17 protein-coding genes are annotated in these 16364 nt (G+C 58.1%); 5 read left to right on the forward strand and 12 right to left on the reverse strand.

What is annotated here, in order from left to right; translation table 11 throughout:
• Nucleotides 1-92: 92 nt before the first annotated feature.
• Complete coding sequence (gene traF, locus QPL94_RS06445) at nt 93-1352, reverse strand: conjugal transfer protein TraF (RefSeq protein WP_285356294.1); 1260 nt, start codon at nt 1350-1352, stop codon at nt 93-95.
• A 254-nt stretch (nt 1353-1606) separates the two neighbouring features.
• Between traF and QPL94_RS06450 the strand changes: the two genes are divergently transcribed.
• Both QPL94_RS06450 and QPL94_RS06455 read left to right on the forward strand, forming a co-directional pair.
• A complete protein-coding gene (locus tag QPL94_RS06450) occupies nt 1607-2140 on the forward strand; it encodes an LPP20 family lipoprotein (protein WP_285356295.1) in 534 nt (177 codons plus the stop codon).
• A gap of 14 nt (nt 2141-2154) precedes the next feature.
• The gene (locus QPL94_RS06455) at nt 2155-3345 is read left to right on the forward strand and encodes a flagella assembly protein FlgT (RefSeq protein WP_285356297.1); all 1191 of its coding nucleotides are present in this window, start codon (nt 2155-2157) and stop codon (nt 3343-3345) included.
• Nucleotides 3346-3371: 26 nt separating this feature from the next.
• On the opposite strand, the gene QPL94_RS06460 is transcribed toward QPL94_RS06455, so the two are convergent.
• From QPL94_RS06460 to trhP, 8 genes are all read right to left on the reverse strand, one after another.
• Nucleotides 3372-3833 (reverse strand): SufE family protein, encoded by a 462-nt coding sequence (locus tag QPL94_RS06460; RefSeq protein WP_285356299.1) that lies wholly within the window; start codon nt 3831-3833, stop codon nt 3372-3374.
• The gene (gene sufT, locus QPL94_RS06465; RefSeq protein ID WP_285356300.1) at nt 3833-4375 is read right to left on the reverse strand and encodes a putative Fe-S cluster assembly protein SufT; all 543 of its coding nucleotides are present in this window, start codon (nt 4373-4375) and stop codon (nt 3833-3835) included. The genes QPL94_RS06460 and sufT overlap by 1 nt, the downstream gene beginning before the upstream one ends.
• A gap of 120 nt (nt 4376-4495) precedes the next feature.
• Entirely contained in the window at nt 4496-4849 is a 354-nt protein-coding gene (locus tag QPL94_RS06470) for a HesB/IscA family protein (protein WP_250089578.1), read from the reverse strand.
• Between the two features lie 13 nt (nt 4850-4862).
• Entirely contained in the window at nt 4863-6116 is a 1254-nt protein-coding gene (locus QPL94_RS06475) for an aminotransferase class V-fold PLP-dependent enzyme (protein WP_285356303.1), read from the reverse strand.
• Nucleotides 6117-6122: 6 nt separating this feature from the next.
• Nucleotides 6123-7409 (reverse strand): Fe-S cluster assembly protein SufD, encoded by a 1287-nt coding sequence (sufD, locus tag QPL94_RS06480; protein ID WP_285356304.1) that lies wholly within the window; start codon nt 7407-7409, stop codon nt 6123-6125.
• A 12-nt stretch (nt 7410-7421) separates the two neighbouring features.
• Nucleotides 7422-8195 carry a Fe-S cluster assembly ATPase SufC gene (gene sufC, locus QPL94_RS06485; protein ID WP_285356305.1) on the reverse strand — a complete coding sequence of 258 codons (774 nt, stop codon included), beginning with the start codon at nt 8193-8195 and terminating at the stop codon, nt 7422-7424.
• A 152-nt stretch (nt 8196-8347) separates the two neighbouring features.
• Nucleotides 8348-9796: a Fe-S cluster assembly protein SufB gene (gene sufB, locus QPL94_RS06490; RefSeq protein ID WP_285356306.1), complete on the reverse strand. Its 1449-nt coding sequence runs from the start codon at nt 9794-9796 to the stop codon at nt 8348-8350.
• 502 nt (nt 9797-10298) lie between these two features.
• Nucleotides 10299-11618 (reverse strand): prephenate-dependent tRNA uridine(34) hydroxylase TrhP, encoded by a 1320-nt coding sequence (gene trhP, locus QPL94_RS06495; RefSeq protein ID WP_285356307.1) that lies wholly within the window; start codon nt 11616-11618, stop codon nt 10299-10301.
• A gap of 178 nt (nt 11619-11796) precedes the next feature.
• Here trhP and QPL94_RS06500 point away from each other — a divergent pair, with 178 nt between their 5' ends.
• The gene (locus tag QPL94_RS06500) at nt 11797-12150 is read left to right on the forward strand and encodes a helix-turn-helix transcriptional regulator (RefSeq protein WP_285356308.1); all 354 of its coding nucleotides are present in this window, start codon (nt 11797-11799) and stop codon (nt 12148-12150) included.
• A gap of 61 nt (nt 12151-12211) precedes the next feature.
• Here the strand turns inward: QPL94_RS06500 and fabB are convergent, their stop codons facing one another.
• Nucleotides 12212-13423: a beta-ketoacyl-ACP synthase I gene (gene fabB, locus QPL94_RS06505; protein ID WP_285356309.1), complete on the reverse strand. Its 1212-nt coding sequence runs from the start codon at nt 13421-13423 to the stop codon at nt 12212-12214.
• A gap of 10 nt (nt 13424-13433) precedes the next feature.
• A complete protein-coding gene (gene fabA, locus QPL94_RS06510; protein WP_137435655.1) occupies nt 13434-13943 on the reverse strand; it encodes a bifunctional 3-hydroxydecanoyl-ACP dehydratase/trans-2-decenoyl-ACP isomerase in 510 nt (169 codons plus the stop codon).
• 180 nt (nt 13944-14123) lie between these two features.
• Between fabA and QPL94_RS06515 the strand changes: the two genes are divergently transcribed.
• A complete protein-coding gene (locus QPL94_RS06515) occupies nt 14124-14636 on the forward strand; it encodes an SRPBCC domain-containing protein (protein WP_285356310.1) in 513 nt (170 codons plus the stop codon).
• Nucleotides 14637-14671: 35 nt separating this feature from the next.
• Here the strand turns inward: QPL94_RS06515 and QPL94_RS06520 are convergent, their stop codons facing one another.
• Entirely contained in the window at nt 14672-15856 is a 1185-nt protein-coding gene (locus QPL94_RS06520) for an NnrS family protein (RefSeq protein ID WP_285356311.1), read from the reverse strand.
• A 129-nt stretch (nt 15857-15985) separates the two neighbouring features.
• Between QPL94_RS06520 and QPL94_RS06525 the strand changes: the two genes are divergently transcribed.
• Nucleotides 15986-16357 carry a SirB2 family protein gene (locus QPL94_RS06525; RefSeq protein WP_285356312.1) on the forward strand — a complete coding sequence of 124 codons (372 nt, stop codon included), beginning with the start codon at nt 15986-15988 and terminating at the stop codon, nt 16355-16357.
• The last annotated feature ends 7 nt before the right edge of the window (nt 16358-16364 follow it).

Genomic DNA, 16364 nt, shown 5'->3' on the forward strand with positions numbered 1-16364 from the left:
TATCAGGGTAACGCTCTGTGCTGGCAAACCGGCAGGCCACAAAAAAGCCCGGCACGGAGCCGGGCTTCAGGGGGATTGTTATCCGGACTGGATCAGAATGCGGCGCCAAGCTCAATCGCAGCGCCAAGGTCCGCATCGCTGACCAGCGCGCCGATGTCTAGACGGGCACCGAACGGGGAAAGGCCAATGCCGGCAGTGAACTGGGTGTCTTCCTCAATACCGTCGTTGTCGTCGTTGCTGGCCAGGTTCTGGCGCACGCCGACGCGAAGCTGGGCGTAACGGAAGGCGTCGAATTCAGCGCCGAGGGCAAGCCACTGGGTGTCATCCTCGTAGCCAAACGCTTCCTTCTTGGTCAGGTCCATTTCCGCAGTGATCACGTGAAAGTCGCCTTTATGAGCGATACCGGCAGTCACCATGGGATTCAGCTCCAGGGTGCGCTCTTCTTCAGTAGGGCGGTTCGCTGCGGAATCCAGCTCCATGGGGATCAGGTTCTTGACCACAACTCCTGCGTTCCACTGGTTGCGGGAGCCGAAGGCGTAGGCGGCACCGACATCGAGGTTGAAGCCGCTTTTGTCGGTTTCGTTCTCGTCGCTGTCGAAGTCATCGTCTTCGAAGCCGGATACTGTCTGGGTGTATTGATAGGTGCGTAACTGAACGTATTTTGGCGAAACCCCGATTTGCAGCTGAGAGTCATTCTGCAGGTCAATCGAGGTGGCGAGAGAAATGCCAATCTCCGTAACGGCGGAGGCCAGGACGCTACCCCGGGATTGCAGGTCACGGTCCAGATCAGCAGCCAGCAGTTCTGCCTCCGTTCCTGTCTCCAGAATCTCCAGGTATTGATCATCGCGCTCGTCAAATTCACCACGTACGGTGGCCCGCAGGTTGCCGTTGGTGAAGAAGCCGACGGAGATGGAATCTGTCGGTACCGCCAGAGCTATACCCAGGCCGGCATCGATCCTGACCGTGTCACGATCGAACTCGTTCAGTTGTTGTCTAAGGTCGCCGGCTGTCTGCCTGGCTTCTGCCTCGCTGGAGCTCTTGTCCAACTCCTGGAACCGGTCAATGGTGTCCTGAATATCATCGATCTGGTCAACCGTTTCTTCCTCGTCGGCAACGCGGGCGTTGATGGAGGGAAGAATGAGGCCAAAATCGTCAGACCAGTCGTGGTGCTCTGCCGCCATCATCGCCGGGTTGGAAGCGCCTGCCGCCGCCGGGTGAGCGATAGCGACACCCGTTCCGCCCATGGCAAAGGAGCGTGCGGACATGAATGCTTGCGGGCTGGCCATGGCAGAGGTGGTGGCGATGGAAAGGCCGATGGCCAGGGAGAGCTTGGTCAGACGGTTTTCGGTCATGGTGGATCCTGATGATGCATTTATAGTGTCGGTTTAAACATTACGCGATGTTCAGACTAATTCAGTTTATTTGGTGACACACCGGTGATGCGGTAACGGTTTGTTTTCCTAATGTAAATGGCGGTGGTTTTTTGCCGCTCTGGCGAGATGAAAACCGCTTTATTAAGTGTGGAGTTATGAATTTCAGCCAGTTACAAAGGTTGGCGTGAATTTTTCATGGAAGTGGTGAACTGGTGTTTTTTCGGAGAATCAAGATGACCCTGCGGTGGATACTGATACCTGCGCTGATGGCGACTATCGTTGGCTGCGCCCCGATTGGTCAGAATCGGGACTCACAGCAACAGACCGAGCTGGACCCGATTACGGTTCGGGTCAGCGGCTTTGGTACCTATGAAGACGTGTCAAAAGACCGCCTGAATACCCGCAAGCGCCTGCTGGCCCGCCGGGCATCGCAGCTGGACGCCTATCGTAATCTCGCAGAGCGGGTTTATGGCACGGTGATCTACGGCAGCTCTACGGTGAATGACTTCGTGTTGCAGAACGACATGTTCCGCACCTACGTGGACAGTTACATCCGTGGCGCCAAGATGGTGGCAGTGAACGAGCACAGTGATGGCGTTGTGGAAACGGTGATGGAGTTGAAGCTGGAGCCCAGGTTCCGTGCCTGTGTGTCCCGGGTTTCCGACAGGGAAGTTCAGGACCTGTGCCCGATTCCCATGCCCGGGGACAACGACAGCGTCGGTGATGTTCAGAGCCGGGGCGTGGACTCCCTTTACTACCTCGACTGAGAGAATAATTCTCCATGAAGCTGGCAATTCTGGTTATTACAGTGCTGATGCTTGCCGCCAATGTCCAGGCCGTCGTGCTTGAGGGCGTCGGGCATGCCACCATCTACAATGACGATGTGGATAGCGCCAGGCAGGAGGCCAAAAAGGCGGCTCTGCGGGATGTATCCCTGCAGTATGAGGCCAGAATCAGCAGCCGCGATACCATGGAAAACGGCGTAGTGACCGAATCCCGCCTGCAGGTGGCATCGTCATCGAGAGCCAGGTCAGTGAAGGTGGTAGACGAGTATCGTCGAGACGATCTGATGCGGGTGACCGTTCGCGCTGATATGTCGGAAAGCGGAAGCTGCAGTGCGGGTGAGGCAAGTGGCCTGAGAAAACGTGTTGCGGTAACCGGCTTCCCGATGGTGTACCCGGACCAGGCGCGGATTGGCCGTATTGATGACGCCGGCGAGATCTTGCCGCAATTGTTGCAGGCGGACCTTCGGGCTACCGGCAATCTTCAGGTATTCGGTGCCACCACCCAGCGCCTGTTCAGCGACCTTCTCAACGCGCCAACCCAGCAGAAATTCAATAACCGTCTCACCAACGTGATCCAGGTGGCGCGGGAACTGGGTGTGCAGTTTGTGGTTGCCGGTGTGATCCGCGATGTGGGTGTGTCTGATCCTGATGCCTGGGGCACGTCCATCATTGACCGCATGCAAAGGGGGGTTGGTGCTGCGAACCAGAACCGGCGGTTTGTGGCGGACCTGATGATTTATGACGGATTCAGCGGCGCCCCTGTTTACCAGGAGCGATTCGCGACCGAGGCACGCTGGGATGCCGGCCCGGGCTCTTCCGACGGATTCGGCTCAGCCGGATTCCAGGAAACCCGTTACGGCCAGGCCGTTGGCGATCTGATGAAGGAGATGACGTCTGCGGTGAACAATGCCCTGGCGTGTCAACCCTTTATAACTCGGGTAAGCCGTGTGGACGGTCGCAAGGTGACTCTGGATTCGGGCGCCACTGCCGGGCTTAGGCCGGGGGACGAGCTGAAACTCTACCGCAGTGCCAGCTTCTTCGACTCGCCGGGCGCCACACCAGAGCTGCAGGACAGCGGCACCACCATGACGGTGAACAACGTACATCCGGATTTCAGCAACGGCAGGATTCCGGTCTCTGGTGGGCTGATCAATATCCAGCGGGATGATGTGGCCATCGTCTGGTAGGCATTGTCGGGAGCCTGGAAGCGCTGTCAGGCTTCAGCGGTTTCCGCCGCGATATCGCGGATCTTGCCTACCATGGCCCGAAGCCCATTGCCCCGGGTAGGGGAGATGTGGCGGAACAGGTCCAGCTGCTCGAACAGTTCATCGATATCCGTCGCCAGCAGATCCCTGGGTGCCTTGCCGTTCAGCGCCACCAGGATGATGGCAGCAAGGCCGCGAACGATAATGGCATCGGAATCAATCAACAGGTACAGCTTGCCGCTCTGTTCATCATAGTGATGAATCAGCCAGACCTGGCTCTGGCAACCGTGCACGTAATTCTCTTCCCTGCGCTCGTCATCCGGAAACGCCGGTAGCTGCTTGCCCAGGTCAATGATAAACGCGTAGCGCTCTTCCCAGTCGTCCAGGAATTCGAAGCCATCCACAACGTCTTCCAGGGTGGTGTCTTTTCCCAGCGGGTTGTTCAGAAAGTCCTGTTCAGAGGCGGTCATCAGAGCATCCCCAGTTCAAGCTTGGCTTCGTCGGTGAGCATGTCGTTGTTCCAGGGCGGGTCGAAGGTGAGTTCAACAGTCACCTTGTCGACATTGGGCACGTGCTCGAGCTTGGTCTTGACGTCTTCGGTGATCACCGGGCCCATGCCGCAACCGGCAGCGGTCAGTGTCATCAGGACGTAGACATGGTTGCCATCCTCGGTGCCATTCTCGATCTTGCAGTCGTATATCAGGCCCAGATCCACCACATTCACCGGAATTTCCGGGTCGTAGCAGTTTTTCATGGCTTCCCAGACCTGGTTTTCGTTCACAGTGCCGTCTTCGGGGGTGTCGAAGCTGCTTTCCAGGGGCTTCTTGCCCAGCGCATCGGCGTTGTGGCCCTCAATGCGCGCGAGATTGCCGTTAACAGCAACGGTAAAGCTGCCGCCCAGTGACTGCGTGATGGTCACAAAGGTGTCCGACGGAATCATGATTTCCGTGCCGGTGGGCACCAGGCGTGCCTCTACTTCGCGTTTGGTCAGGACCACTTCCCGTTCTTGCATGCCTTCAGGGGCCTCGTTTTCTCTCTAGCTGGTTTGTCGGATTGCGCTTCGCTTAATCCGACCTACATTGGTTGTCTTTGTAGGTCGGATTAGGCGAAGCCGTAATCCGACACCACTGTTTCAGGCAACCGTAAAACTCTCCCCACAACCACACTCGGCAGTCGCATTCGGATTCCGGAACTGGAACAGGGAGTTCACCCCCTCAGTCACAAAATCAATCTCAATGCCATTCACCAGTGGCAGGTGCTCTTCCTTCACAAACAGGTCCACACCGTCGATGTGGAAGACCTTGTCGTCCGTGCCGGCTTCTTCCACCCACTGGGTTTCATATTTGAAGCCGGAACAGCCGCTTTTCTTGATGGCCAGGCGGATGCCTTTCGCCTCAGGCCGCTTGTCCAGTTGTTTGCGTACGTGTTTTACCGCAGTGGGCGTCATGGTGACGGCTACGGTTGGTGTGTAGACTTCGGCTGTCATGTTTCCACCTCCATCAGGCAAACAGGCGCTGGATTTTCTGCAGAGCAGTGAATAATTGTTCCACTTCTTCCAGTGTATTGTAAAATGCAAAGGATGCCCGGGCTGTACCGGGAACCCCGTAAAAGTCCATCAGCGGCATGGCGCAATGGTGGCCGGTTCGAATCTCGATGCCCTGCTGGTCCAGCAAAGTGCCTATGTCACTGGGGTGCAGGCCGGCGATTTTAAAGGACATGACCGGCATTTTATTGCTGGCCGTACCGATCACTTCCATGCCCGGGACGCTTTCAACCAGCTGGTTTGCCCGGGTGAGAAGCGCCGCTTCCGCCGCTTCCATGCCCTTGCGGTCGAGGCTGTCCAGATAGTCGATAGCCGCCCCCAGGCCGATTGCTTCGGCAATGGGTGGGGTGCCTGCCTCGAATTTATAGGGCAGTACGTTCCAGGTGGTGCGCTCGAAAGATACCCGTTCGATCATTTCGCCGCCGCCCTGGTAGGGAGGCATTTCCTCGAGCAATTGGGCTTTTCCGTAGAGCACGCCGATGCCAGTAGGGCCGAACAGTTTGTGGGATGAGAAGACATAGAAGTCGCAACCCAGTGCTTGTACGTCCGGCTGGAAGTGGGGCACTGCCTGGGCGCCGTCGATCAGGGTAATCACACCCCTGGCCTTGGCCTGTTCTATCAGCGGGGCAACCGGGTTAACCGTGCCCAGAACGTTGGAGACATGGGTCAGCGCCAGCACGCGGGTGCGATCGCCCAAAAGGCTGGTGAACGATTCCAGGTCGAGCTCACCTTCCGGTGTTACCTGCACAGGAAGCACCTTCGCCCCCGTGCGCTCAGCCACCATCTGCCAGGGCACAATGTTGGCATGGTGTTCCATATGGCTGACCAGGATTTCGTCGCCCGGCTTCAGGCGGCCAGCAAGGCCGTTGGCGACCACATTGATGGCCTCGGTGGTGCCTCGTGTCCAGATAATTTCACGGGTACTGTCGGCATTCAGGAAGCTCCGGACTTTTTCGCGAGCGCCCTCGAACGCGCTGGTGGCGCGGTCGCCCAGGGTGTGAGCACCCCGGTGGACATTGGAGTGCATCTCCCGGTAGTACCGATCCATGGCGTCCAGTACGGCGATTGGCTTCTGAGCCGAAGCACCGTTGTCCAGATACACGAGGGGCTTGCCGTTGATCCGTTGATCAAGGATCGGGAAGTCCCGGCGGATGGCATCGACGTCAAACGCCACTTTGCCAGCCTTTTTTGCCACGGAAAGGTCTGTCATAACCGGTCAGGCCTCCTCAAATGTCTGATCGAAAAACTCATTCAGCCGAAGCTGTGCAGCGTCTTTGACTGCCTGAACCGGAATCTGTTCAACAAGTTCGTTAATGAAGGCCATAGTCAGAAGCGTATTGGCCTCACGGCGCCCGATGCCCCGGGAAACCAGGTAGAACAGGGAGGTCTTGTCCAACTGGCCAATGGTGGCGCCGTGGGCGCACTTGACGTCGTCCGCGTAAATTTCCAGCTCGGGCTTGGTATCGATTTCCGCGCCAGTGGAAAGCAACAGATTCTTGTTGTTCATGTTGGCGTTCGACTTCTGGGCATCCTCGTGGATATGGATGCGGCCATTGAACACAGCGTGGGACTGATCCGCAGCGATGTTGCGATAGGTTTCTTCACTGTTGCAGTGGGCAGCCACATGCTCAATGGACGTGTGGTTGTCGTAGTGCTGCTTGCCCTGGGTAACCACCACGCCATTCAGTTTGCACTCACCACCTTCGCCTTCCAGGCGAACCATCAGGTCGTGGCGGCGAAGCGGTCCGCCGAAGCCGACACAATGGCTTTCGAAGCGGGAATTGGCCGCCTGGCGAACACCAGTAGCACCTATATGCTGGACGTTCTCGCCCTCCATGACCAATCGCACACTGGTAACATTGGCGCCGTCTCCCAGCATGAATTCGGTGACCGCATTGACCATGACAGGCTCATTGCCGCTGGAGAGGTATTCCTCAACCAGCGTGATCTGGCTGTGACGCGCCGCGTCTACATAAATGCGCGGGTAAGCAGAGCCGGAAGCGGTGCCGGTTACTTCGTGCACGATGAACAAGGGCTGGTCGAGCACAGCTTCCTTGTCCAACTGAATGTACAGGCCGTCTTCAAAACGCGCTGAGTTCAGCCTGGCCATCTGCACGGCCCGGTTGTCCAGGGTGTTGTCGAGGCGATCGGCCAGGGCAGCCGCCTCGTCGTCATCGAGATCGGCGAAGCGCTGGATGCGGATACCGTCGAGATCGGGGAAGTCCGACGCTTCCGGAATCATCACACCATTATGAAACACCACCCGGTAACCTGGCAGCGACAGGCTGAGACCGTCCTTGCCGGTCGCGGGCAGGGTAGCGGCAAGCTCATCAGTCAACGTCAGGTGACGGCTGGAGTACTTCCAGTTCTCGGTCTTGCGGGTTGGCAATGGCATATCCACCAGTGCCGTACCCCGTTGTTTGCGCAGCTCAAGCAGCGGCGCGGGCAGTGACTGCCGGCCCGGCTCAAGGAAGGCGCTGGAAAGCGTTGGTGCTGGTTTCATTCCACGACCTCCTTAGCTCGCTGCACTGGGGGTGGTTTCTTCGTCTTTCACGCCGAGCCAGCCGTAACCGCGCTCTTCAAGCTCGAGCGCCAGCTCGCGGCCACCGGATTTGACGATTCTGCCACCGGCCAGAACGTGTACGTAGTCCGGCACGATGTGATTCAGCAGCCGCTGGTAGTGGGTCACCATCAGGATGGCACGGTCTTCCGCACGCAGCGCGTTCACGCCTTTGGAGACCACCTGCAGGGCGTCGATATCGAGCCCTGAGTCGGTCTCGTCCAGAATCGCCAGTTTGGGCTGAAGTAGCAGCGCCTGCATGATTTCGTTACGCTTTTTCTCGCCACCGGAGAAGCCTTCGTTGACGCCGCGTTTGAGAAAGGCGGGGTCGAGGTCGACCTGCTTGGAGACCTCCCGGGCCAGCTTCATGAACTCAGCCGCGTTCATCTCCGGCTCGCCACGGTGTGTGCGCATGGCGTTGACGGCGGTACGCAGGAACTGAAGGTTGCTGACACCGGGAATCTCCACCGGGTACTGAAATGCCAGGAAGATGCCTTCACGGGCCCGCTCTTCGGTTTCCAGGTCCAGCAGGTTGTCGCCATTGAGGGTGATTTCGCCTTCAGTCACCTCAAACGTCTCATTGCCTGCAAGCACCTGGGACAGCGTGCTCTTGCCTGAGCCGTTCGGGCCCATAATGGCATGAACTTCCCCGGCCTTGATTTCCAGGTTGATGCCTTTGAGGATCTCTTCACCCTCAACGGATGCGTGCAGGTTCTTGATGCTCAGCATTTATGGCTTCTCTCTTCCTGATGTCTGAATTCTTTTGCCTTGGGCTGACTGCCAACTGTGGGGGAGTCAGCCCTCGGGCAGGGCCTGCCCGATGGCTTCCGCATACTTTTGTGCTTGCTGATCTCCACCAAACTCAGCGGGGCCATGAAGGATTAACCAACAGATCCCTCAAGACTAACTTCAAGCAACTTGCCAGCCTCAACGGCAAACTCCATAGGCAGCTCCTTGAACACCTCTTTACAGAAGCCGTTCACAATCATGGAGACAGCCTGCTCAGGGTCGATACCACGCTGGCGGCAGAGGAACATCTGCTCGTCGCTGACCTTGGAGGTGGTGGCCTCGTGCTCGACGATGGCCGATTTGTTCTTGCTTTCGATGTACGGGAACGTGTGCGCACCGCAGCGGTCGCCGATCAGCAGCGAATCGCATTGGGTGTAGTTACGCGCACCTTCCGCACCGGGGCCGAACTTCACCAGGCCGCGGTAGGCGTTGGAGCTCCTGCCCGCGGAAATACCCTTGGAGATGATGGTGCTGGAGGTATTCTTGCCCAGGTGGATCATCTTGGTGCCGGTATCGGCCTGCTGATAATTGTTGGTCAGTGCCACCGAGTAGAATTCGCCCACGCTGTTGTCACCGCGCAAGATACAGCTCGGATATTTCCAGGTGACCGCAGAACCGGTCTCGACCTGGGTCCAGGAAATCTTCGAATTCCTGCCGATGGCAGCGCCACGCTTGGTGACGAAGTTGAAGATGCCACCCTTGCCGTTCTCGTCACCCGGATACCAGTTCTGGACGGTGGAGTACTTGATCTGCGCATCGTCCAGGGCAACCAGTTCAACCACGGCTGCGTGGAGCTGGTTTTCATCCCGCATGGGGGCGGTGCAGCCCTCCAGATAACTTACATAGCTGCTGTCTTCAGCGATGATCAGGGTGCGCTCGAACTGTCCGGTGTTGGCCGCGTTGATGCGGAAGTAAGTGGACAGTTCCATGGGGCAGCGCACACCTATTGGAACGTATACAAACGTACCGTCAGAGAAGACTGCGGAGTTCAGGCCAGCGAAGAAGTTGTCGCCTGCAGGCACCACGGAACCCAGGTACTTTTTGACCAGTTCCGGATAATCCTGGATGGCCTCGGAGATGGAACAGAAAATCACGCCCGCTTTGGCCAGTGGCTCTTTGAAGGTGGTCGCAACAGAGACAGAGTCGAATACCGCGTCAACGGCCACGCCAGCGAGTTTTTCGCGCTCGTGCAGCGGGATGCCCAGTTTCTCGTAGGTTCTGAGCAGCTCCGGGTCCACTTCGTCCAGGCTCTGGGGCATGTCTTCCGGGCGTTTGGGCGCGGAGTAGTAGGAAATCGAGTTGTAGTCGATTTTCGGATAACCCACGTGGGCCCAGTCCGGCTCGTCCATTTCCAGCCAGCGACGGTAGGCTTTCAGGCGCCATTCCAGCATCCACTCCGGCTCTTTCTTGATGCCGGAAAGGCGGGCTATGACGTCTTCGTTAAGGCCGGGCTCGAACGTGTCGGATTCGATGTCTGTCACGAAACCGTGTTCGTATTCCCGTTTGATCAGCTCGTTCACCTCTTTATCGGTGGTCGCCATGATCGTCGCTCCGTATTCTCTCATCTCGGGCTTTTGAGCCCCTGGTGTCGCCGGTAGCCTTGCTTGGGTGGCTACCTTGCGGATGTAAAAATTTCAGGCGTTGCAGTGGTCGCTCGTGTTGAGAGTACGCCCTGCAATCGGTTTTTGGATGACGGATTGGGTGTCGCCCCGTTGAAAACCAAGGGCAAAATCCGTTTCTTCTGGTGAGCGAGTATACAATACCAGAGTAAAATAGTCAGGTATTAAATTGCGCGTGTCGTGATTATACCTTATTCGGCCCTTGGGGCACTAAGGGGCTGGCAATCGTGGTGATAGCTTTGGTCTGGCTTGGGGTAAGACTGGATGTTGCGGTGGCGGGCGTCAGGCGGGGCTTCCTCCCAAAACACGCCGTGAACCCATCCATGGGGGCTCGGCATTGCCATCCATGGCAATGCACGGTTTTGGGAGGAAGCCCCGCCCGACCCCTTCGACTAATTGCTGGTCTCCATGAGCCCGACAGTTGCTACGGAGAGGAAGTCAGAATTTTTGTCAGGTAACTGTAGTCTAACGATTGCGGCAGTCGTTCTGGTTTCGGGATACGAACGATATGGCCGCTGCCGGGGGCATAACCCATGGCTTCACCATTCCGGTTCTCCATTGTTTCCGCCGAGAACCTAAGGTTGCCGGCCGGTGTGATCAGTTCCAGCGCGTCACCGGGGGCGAACTTGTTCTTTACATCGATGGTCAGCCAACGGTCATCCACGTCAGTAATAGTGCCGACGACCTGCTGGCTGCCGTTCAGGGAGGAGCCCTGTTCATAGTTCTGGTATTCCTGGGGTACGTGGCGGCGCAGGAAGCCTTCGGTGTAGCCTCGGTTGGAGAGGGCTTCGAGCTGGTTCATCAGGTTCATCTCGAAGGGTTTGCCGCCTGTGGCGTCGTCGATGGCGCGGCGGTAGGCCTGGGTGGTGCGGGCGACGTAGTAGGTGCTTTTGGTGCGGCCTTCGATTTTCAGGGAGTGGATGCCCATTTCTGCCAGTGCCGCGACGTGCTGGACCGCGCGGAGGTCTTTGGAGTTCATGATGTAGGTGCCGTGTTCATCCTCGTAGGCGGGGATGTAGCTGCCCGGGCGGTTGGGTTCTTCCAGCAGGATTTCGCGGGGTTCGGCGGTCTGGACCTCGCTGTTGGTTGAGGTGGCAATCAGGTCGCCGGTCTGGTCGTGGCTGTGGCTGACTTCTTTGTAGTTCCAGCGGCAGGCGTTGGTGCAGGCGCCCTGGTTGGCGTCGCGGTGATTCATGTAGCCGGACAGCAGGCAGCGGCCGGAGTAGGCCATGCACAGCGCGCCGTGTACGAAGACTTCCAGTTCCATTGCCGGCACTTTTTCACGGATGTCGCGGATTTCGTCCAGGGCCAGTTCCCGCGAGAGGATAACGCGGCTGATGCCCTGCCGGCGCCAGAATTCCACCGTTGCCCAGTTGACGGCGTTGGCCTGTACCGATAGGTGTATGGGCTGATCCGGCCATTTTTCCCGCACCAGCATGATCAGGCCGGGGTCAGACATGATCAGGGCATCCGGCCGGTATTCCAGTACCGGTTCCAGGTCCCGCAAATAGCTTCGCACTTTGTCATTGTGGGGCGCGATGTTGGATACGAGATAGAACTGTTTGCCCAGTTCATGGGCGCGGGTGATGCCTGCGCCTAAAGCTGTAATGTTTTTGAAGCTGTTATTTCTTACTCTCAGTGAGTATCGCGGCTGGCCGGCATAGACGGCGTCGGCGCCGTAGGCAAAGGCGGTCTCGAGGTGTTCGGCAGTGCCAGCTGGGGCCAGCAGTTCTGGGGTTTGCATCGGAGCTCCGGATTAGGCCATCAGTTGTTCGGGAGTTGGCAGCGGCGCATGGTGCCTCATCGAGTGGTTTTTTCCCTTGATGCGGCTCAAGGCTGGATATGGTTATTTTCGGCTAACATGTGTACGCTGACGTCCGCGGGTGGTTATTGCCTGCATTGAGATATCAGGAGCAAGAGACATGCAATCAGAACCGATGGAGTCCTTCGCGACGAAGGCACCGTTCAGTGCGCGAGTGACTTCGTTGATTGCCGGGCATCTGGAGCGTGGCCGGGTGGGGGTGGAAGCCGTTGCCTCCCAGCTGCACATGAGCCGGCATACGCTTCACAAAAGGCTGAAGCGGGAGGGCCTGACGTTCGCGGCCTTGCTGGAAGAGATCCGGCGCGAGCGTGCGCTGGCCTATCTTGATGACCGTAGCAAGTCGCTGGTGGAAATTGCTGAACAACTGGGATTTTCGGAGCTCAGTGCGTTCAGTCGCGCGTTCAAGCGCTGGATGGGGAAGTCGCCGGGGGCCTACCGCTCGATGGCGGCATGAGGCAGGCTCAGGCCGCCGGGGCAGCAATATCGCATGCCCCGGTGCCTGCCTTCTTCAGGTATCAGGCTTTCTTGAAGACCAGGGTACCGTTGGTACCGCCAAAGCCGAAGCTGTTGCTCATCACCAGGGGCAGATCCACGTTGTCCTGCCGTTCCCGCACGATGGGGTAGCCTTCGGCGCCTTCGTCCAGGTTCTCGATGTTGGCCGACGGGGCAATAAAGTTCCCCCGCTGCATGATCAGGCTGTAGATGGCTTCGTGCACACCTGCAGCGCCCAGGGCGTGGCCGCACAGGGGCTTGGTTGAGCTCAGCGGCGGTATCTTGTCACCAAAGGTTTCCTTCAGTGCTTTCAGCTCGGTGACATCACCTGCAGGCGTGCTGGTGCCGTGGGTGTTGATGTAGCTGATCTCGCCGTCCACATTCTTCATCGCCTGCTGCATGCAGCGAATCGCGCCTTCGCCGCTGGGAGCGACCATATCCGCGCCGTCAGAGGTGGCCCCGAAGCCGACCAGTTCAGCCAGGATATTGGCACCGCGGGCTTCTGCATGTTCGAGTGCTTCCAGTACCAGAATGCCGCCGCCACCGGATATAACAAAGCCGTCCCGGTCCTTGTCATAGGTGCGGGACGCCCTTCCCGGCGTGTCGTTGTACTTGGTGGACAATGCACCCATGGCGTCAAACATCAGGCTCAGGGTCCAGTGGATGTCTTCGCCGCCACCGGCAAACATGACGTCCTGACGGCCCAGGGCAATCAGGTCGCCAGCGTGGCCGATGGAATGGGCACTGGTGGCGCAGGCAGACGTAATGCCGTAGTTGACGCCGGTAATGCCGAATGCGGTGGACAGAGAGGCGTTGATGGCGCTGCCCATGGTGCGCGGAACGCGATAAGGGCCGACCCGGCGGATGCCTTTGGCGCGATGGGTGTCGATCGCGTCCATCAGCTCCACTGTGGAAGCACCACCTGCGCCAGTAATCACGCCGGTAGAGTTGGCACGGATCTGCTCATCGGTGAGCCCCGCCTGCGCAATGGCTTCTTTCATCGCCAGGTAGGTGTAACCGGAGGCCGGGCACATGAAGCGCATCAGCTTGCGGTCGATCAGGTCTGGCAGGTTGAGGTCGATCTGGCCGCATACATGGCTGCGCAGACCGTTGTCCTTGGCTTCCTGACTGAAGCCGATGCCGGGTATTGAGTCCCGCAAAGAACGGGTCACTTCGTCTTGATTGGTTCCTAGGCTGGAGACAATCCCCATACCTGTAATAACAACACGACGCATTTAATGGCTCCTAAAAGTCATCCGTAGAATTGAACATGCCAACCTTCAGATCCTTGGCAGTGTAGATCTCGCGGCCATCCACTTCCATGCGGGCATCGGCGATAGCCATGGTGAGCTTGCGGCGGATTACCCGTTTGATGTCGAGGTGGTAGCGAACCAGTTTATTCTTCGGCAGCACCTGGCCAGAAAACTTCACTTCCCCGCATCCCAGTGCCCGGCCCTTGCCTTCGCCGCCGGTTGCCGCCAGGAAAAAACCCACCAGTTGCCACATGGCATCCAGTCCCAGGCAGCCGGGCATAACCGGGTCATCGACAAAATGAACCTTGAAGAACCACAGGTCCGGGTCGATATCCAGCTCGGCAACAATGCTGCCTTTACCGTACTGCCCGTCGGTTTCGCTGAAATGGGTTACGCGGTCCATCATCAGCATTTCGTTGATGGGCAGCCGCATCTTGCCTGGGAAAAGCGTACCTTGCCCGCAGGCTTCCAGATCCGCCTTGTCAAAGTGATCGGGGGTCATAATGCCATTATTCCTGTTACAAAATGGTTTCTTATACTTTAGCTGTTATTCCCCATATGGCTATTGACCATTGGTTGCAGTTTTCAGGGAAACGGGTGGGAGTGGTTGATGGTCATCAAGGTGTCGTTTGGTGCTTTTGGTTATTTTTCAGGCTGACCCTGACAGATACAAGGAGCCGCCATGTCAGCGAAAAGTAAAGCCTGGGGCAAACTGAGCCGCAGGGATGGCCGCGTAAGTGCAAAGCTCAAACGCAGCACGGACCACGACCCTGCAGAAGTGTGGGCAATGCTTACCGACCCGGCTAACCTGGCGAATTGGTTGGCGCCGGGAACGATTGAGCAGTGGCCCGGCGGGTCGGTCAAAATCGATTTCGGCCAGAGTGGCTCCGCGATAGACAGCTACGTTCGCGCTATCAAGCCTGAACGGCTGCTGGAGTATTCCTGGAGTGCCGGTAGCGAGCCGCAACGCCCGATACGCTGGGATCTGCTTCCGGAATCAGAGGGAACAACGGTAGAACTGACATTGCTGTTGCCGGACGACCATCGAGTGGCGATTTCCTGTGCCGGCTGGGACGCTCATCTGGAAATGCTGATGGCGTCACTTGAGGGGATTCACATCCATTTTCCTGCTGATCGCTTCCGCGAGGCAAGGGCAGCGTTCAGTGCAATTGCCGAGGAAGAGCTGGCCGCCTGACCGGCTCTTCCTGTTTTGCGAATCCCCCGGAAAGCTCAGCCTTCCTTCCCATCCGGCCTTGGTGACGCCAGTATGCGGGTATAACGGGCCAGGAATAGGCCGAATGCGAGCACCCATAACAGGGAGCTTATCCCCACACCCGCGTGCCAGGGCATGGCTTCGAATGCAGTGACCACGCGCACCAGCGCCGCCAGGTGAATCATTATAAATGCCGTGACCAGGCTCCGGGGAAGAACCAGAGGGCGGCCGGTGTGGCCCAGTGATACCCGGGCGATGACACCCAGAATCAGACACCCAACGGCACCGGTGCCGGCTGCATGAGTCCAGGCGCTGGCGGGCCAGCCCGCGAGAATGGAACCGGCAAGCAAAAGCAGAGCAACCGGCACCCAGAGGATAGACAGGTGCAGCACCCACAGCAGCGGCTCCTTGCGGAACAGCCAGCCTTTCCAGCCCGCGAGACGCACCAGCATCAGTACGGCAGCAGTCACGGCGAGAATGGCTGTTACGGTTTGCCAACCGGACACCAGTGATGCCATCAGCAGCACCATGTTGAACAGGACGGCCATGTCCAGGGCCGGAACCATCCTGACCTGAGTGGCATCCAGCCCCCGTTGACGGAGCCAGCCGGCGGAGAACGCAGGGGTGATACGCCCACCAATAATGCTGATCAGCGCCATTGCCATGATCAGTGCGCCGTAGCTGAAGGCGGGGTCGAGTCGGGTTACAAAGCCGATCTGCATCAGCCAGAGCAGTCCCAGTACCACCAGAATCATCAGTTGTCGCTTCTGCTTGGCATGCACCACGCGCCAGCCGGCGTCCAGCATGACCAGGGGCAGGAAAGCGAGGTTTACGCCATGAACCAGCCAGTCAGGCAGGCCCGCGCCGAACGCCAGTAATAGCCGCCCTGCAAGCCAGACGCCCCACAGCAGAACCAGACGCAAGCCGTGCGTGCGTTCGGTTTGGGTCCATACGCACACCGCGGTCAGCAGGAAGCCGGCGATGGCGGCGGACAGAAAGCCGAACAGCATTTCATGCTGATGCCAGAACAGGCCCGGCATGGCCAATGGCAGTTGAATGACGCCACTGACCTGCAGTACCCACACGGGGATGGCCAACATGGCCAGTACGGTCATGGAGAGGAAGAAGATCCTGAACGGGTAGCCGAACAGCTGGCGGATGCTTGCGCCTGCTTCGGTTTCAGTTGTGGGGATAGCCTGCATGACAATGACTCCACTGGCGGTCTGAATATAACATGTATAATAAATAAATGTTTAAAGGAATAACATACCCATCAGGCGGTAGTTTTGCGTACAATGCGGCTATCGATTTGATTCCCAATGGATTAGTTTATGAGTAGTTACCTGATTCTGAAAAGCGTCCACATGATTGCAGCCTACCTGACGGTAGTGCTGTTTGCATTGCGCCTGCTCCTGGATGCGGTGGGCAAGCCCCAGTGGCGTAAGACTCCGCTGCGCTGGATACCTCACGCCAACGATACGGTTCTGTTGGTGGCCGCCATCAGCCTGCTGTTTGTAACGCCCTGGATGCCGTTTGTGCACGGTTGGCTGACAGCGAAGATATTCCTGTTGGTTGGCTACATTGTAGCGGGCGTGTTCGCAATGAAGGAAACCCGGAGTCTACAGGTGCGGCTGATTGCATCTGTGCTGGCGCTGGTCCAGATCATGGCCATTTTCCACCTGGCTGTCGCCAAACCCTTCTGATCCCTGT

The sequence above is a fragment of the Marinobacter sp. SS13-12 genome (assembly GCF_030227115.1).
Taxonomy (GTDB): Bacteria; Pseudomonadota; Gammaproteobacteria; order Pseudomonadales; family Oleiphilaceae; genus Marinobacter.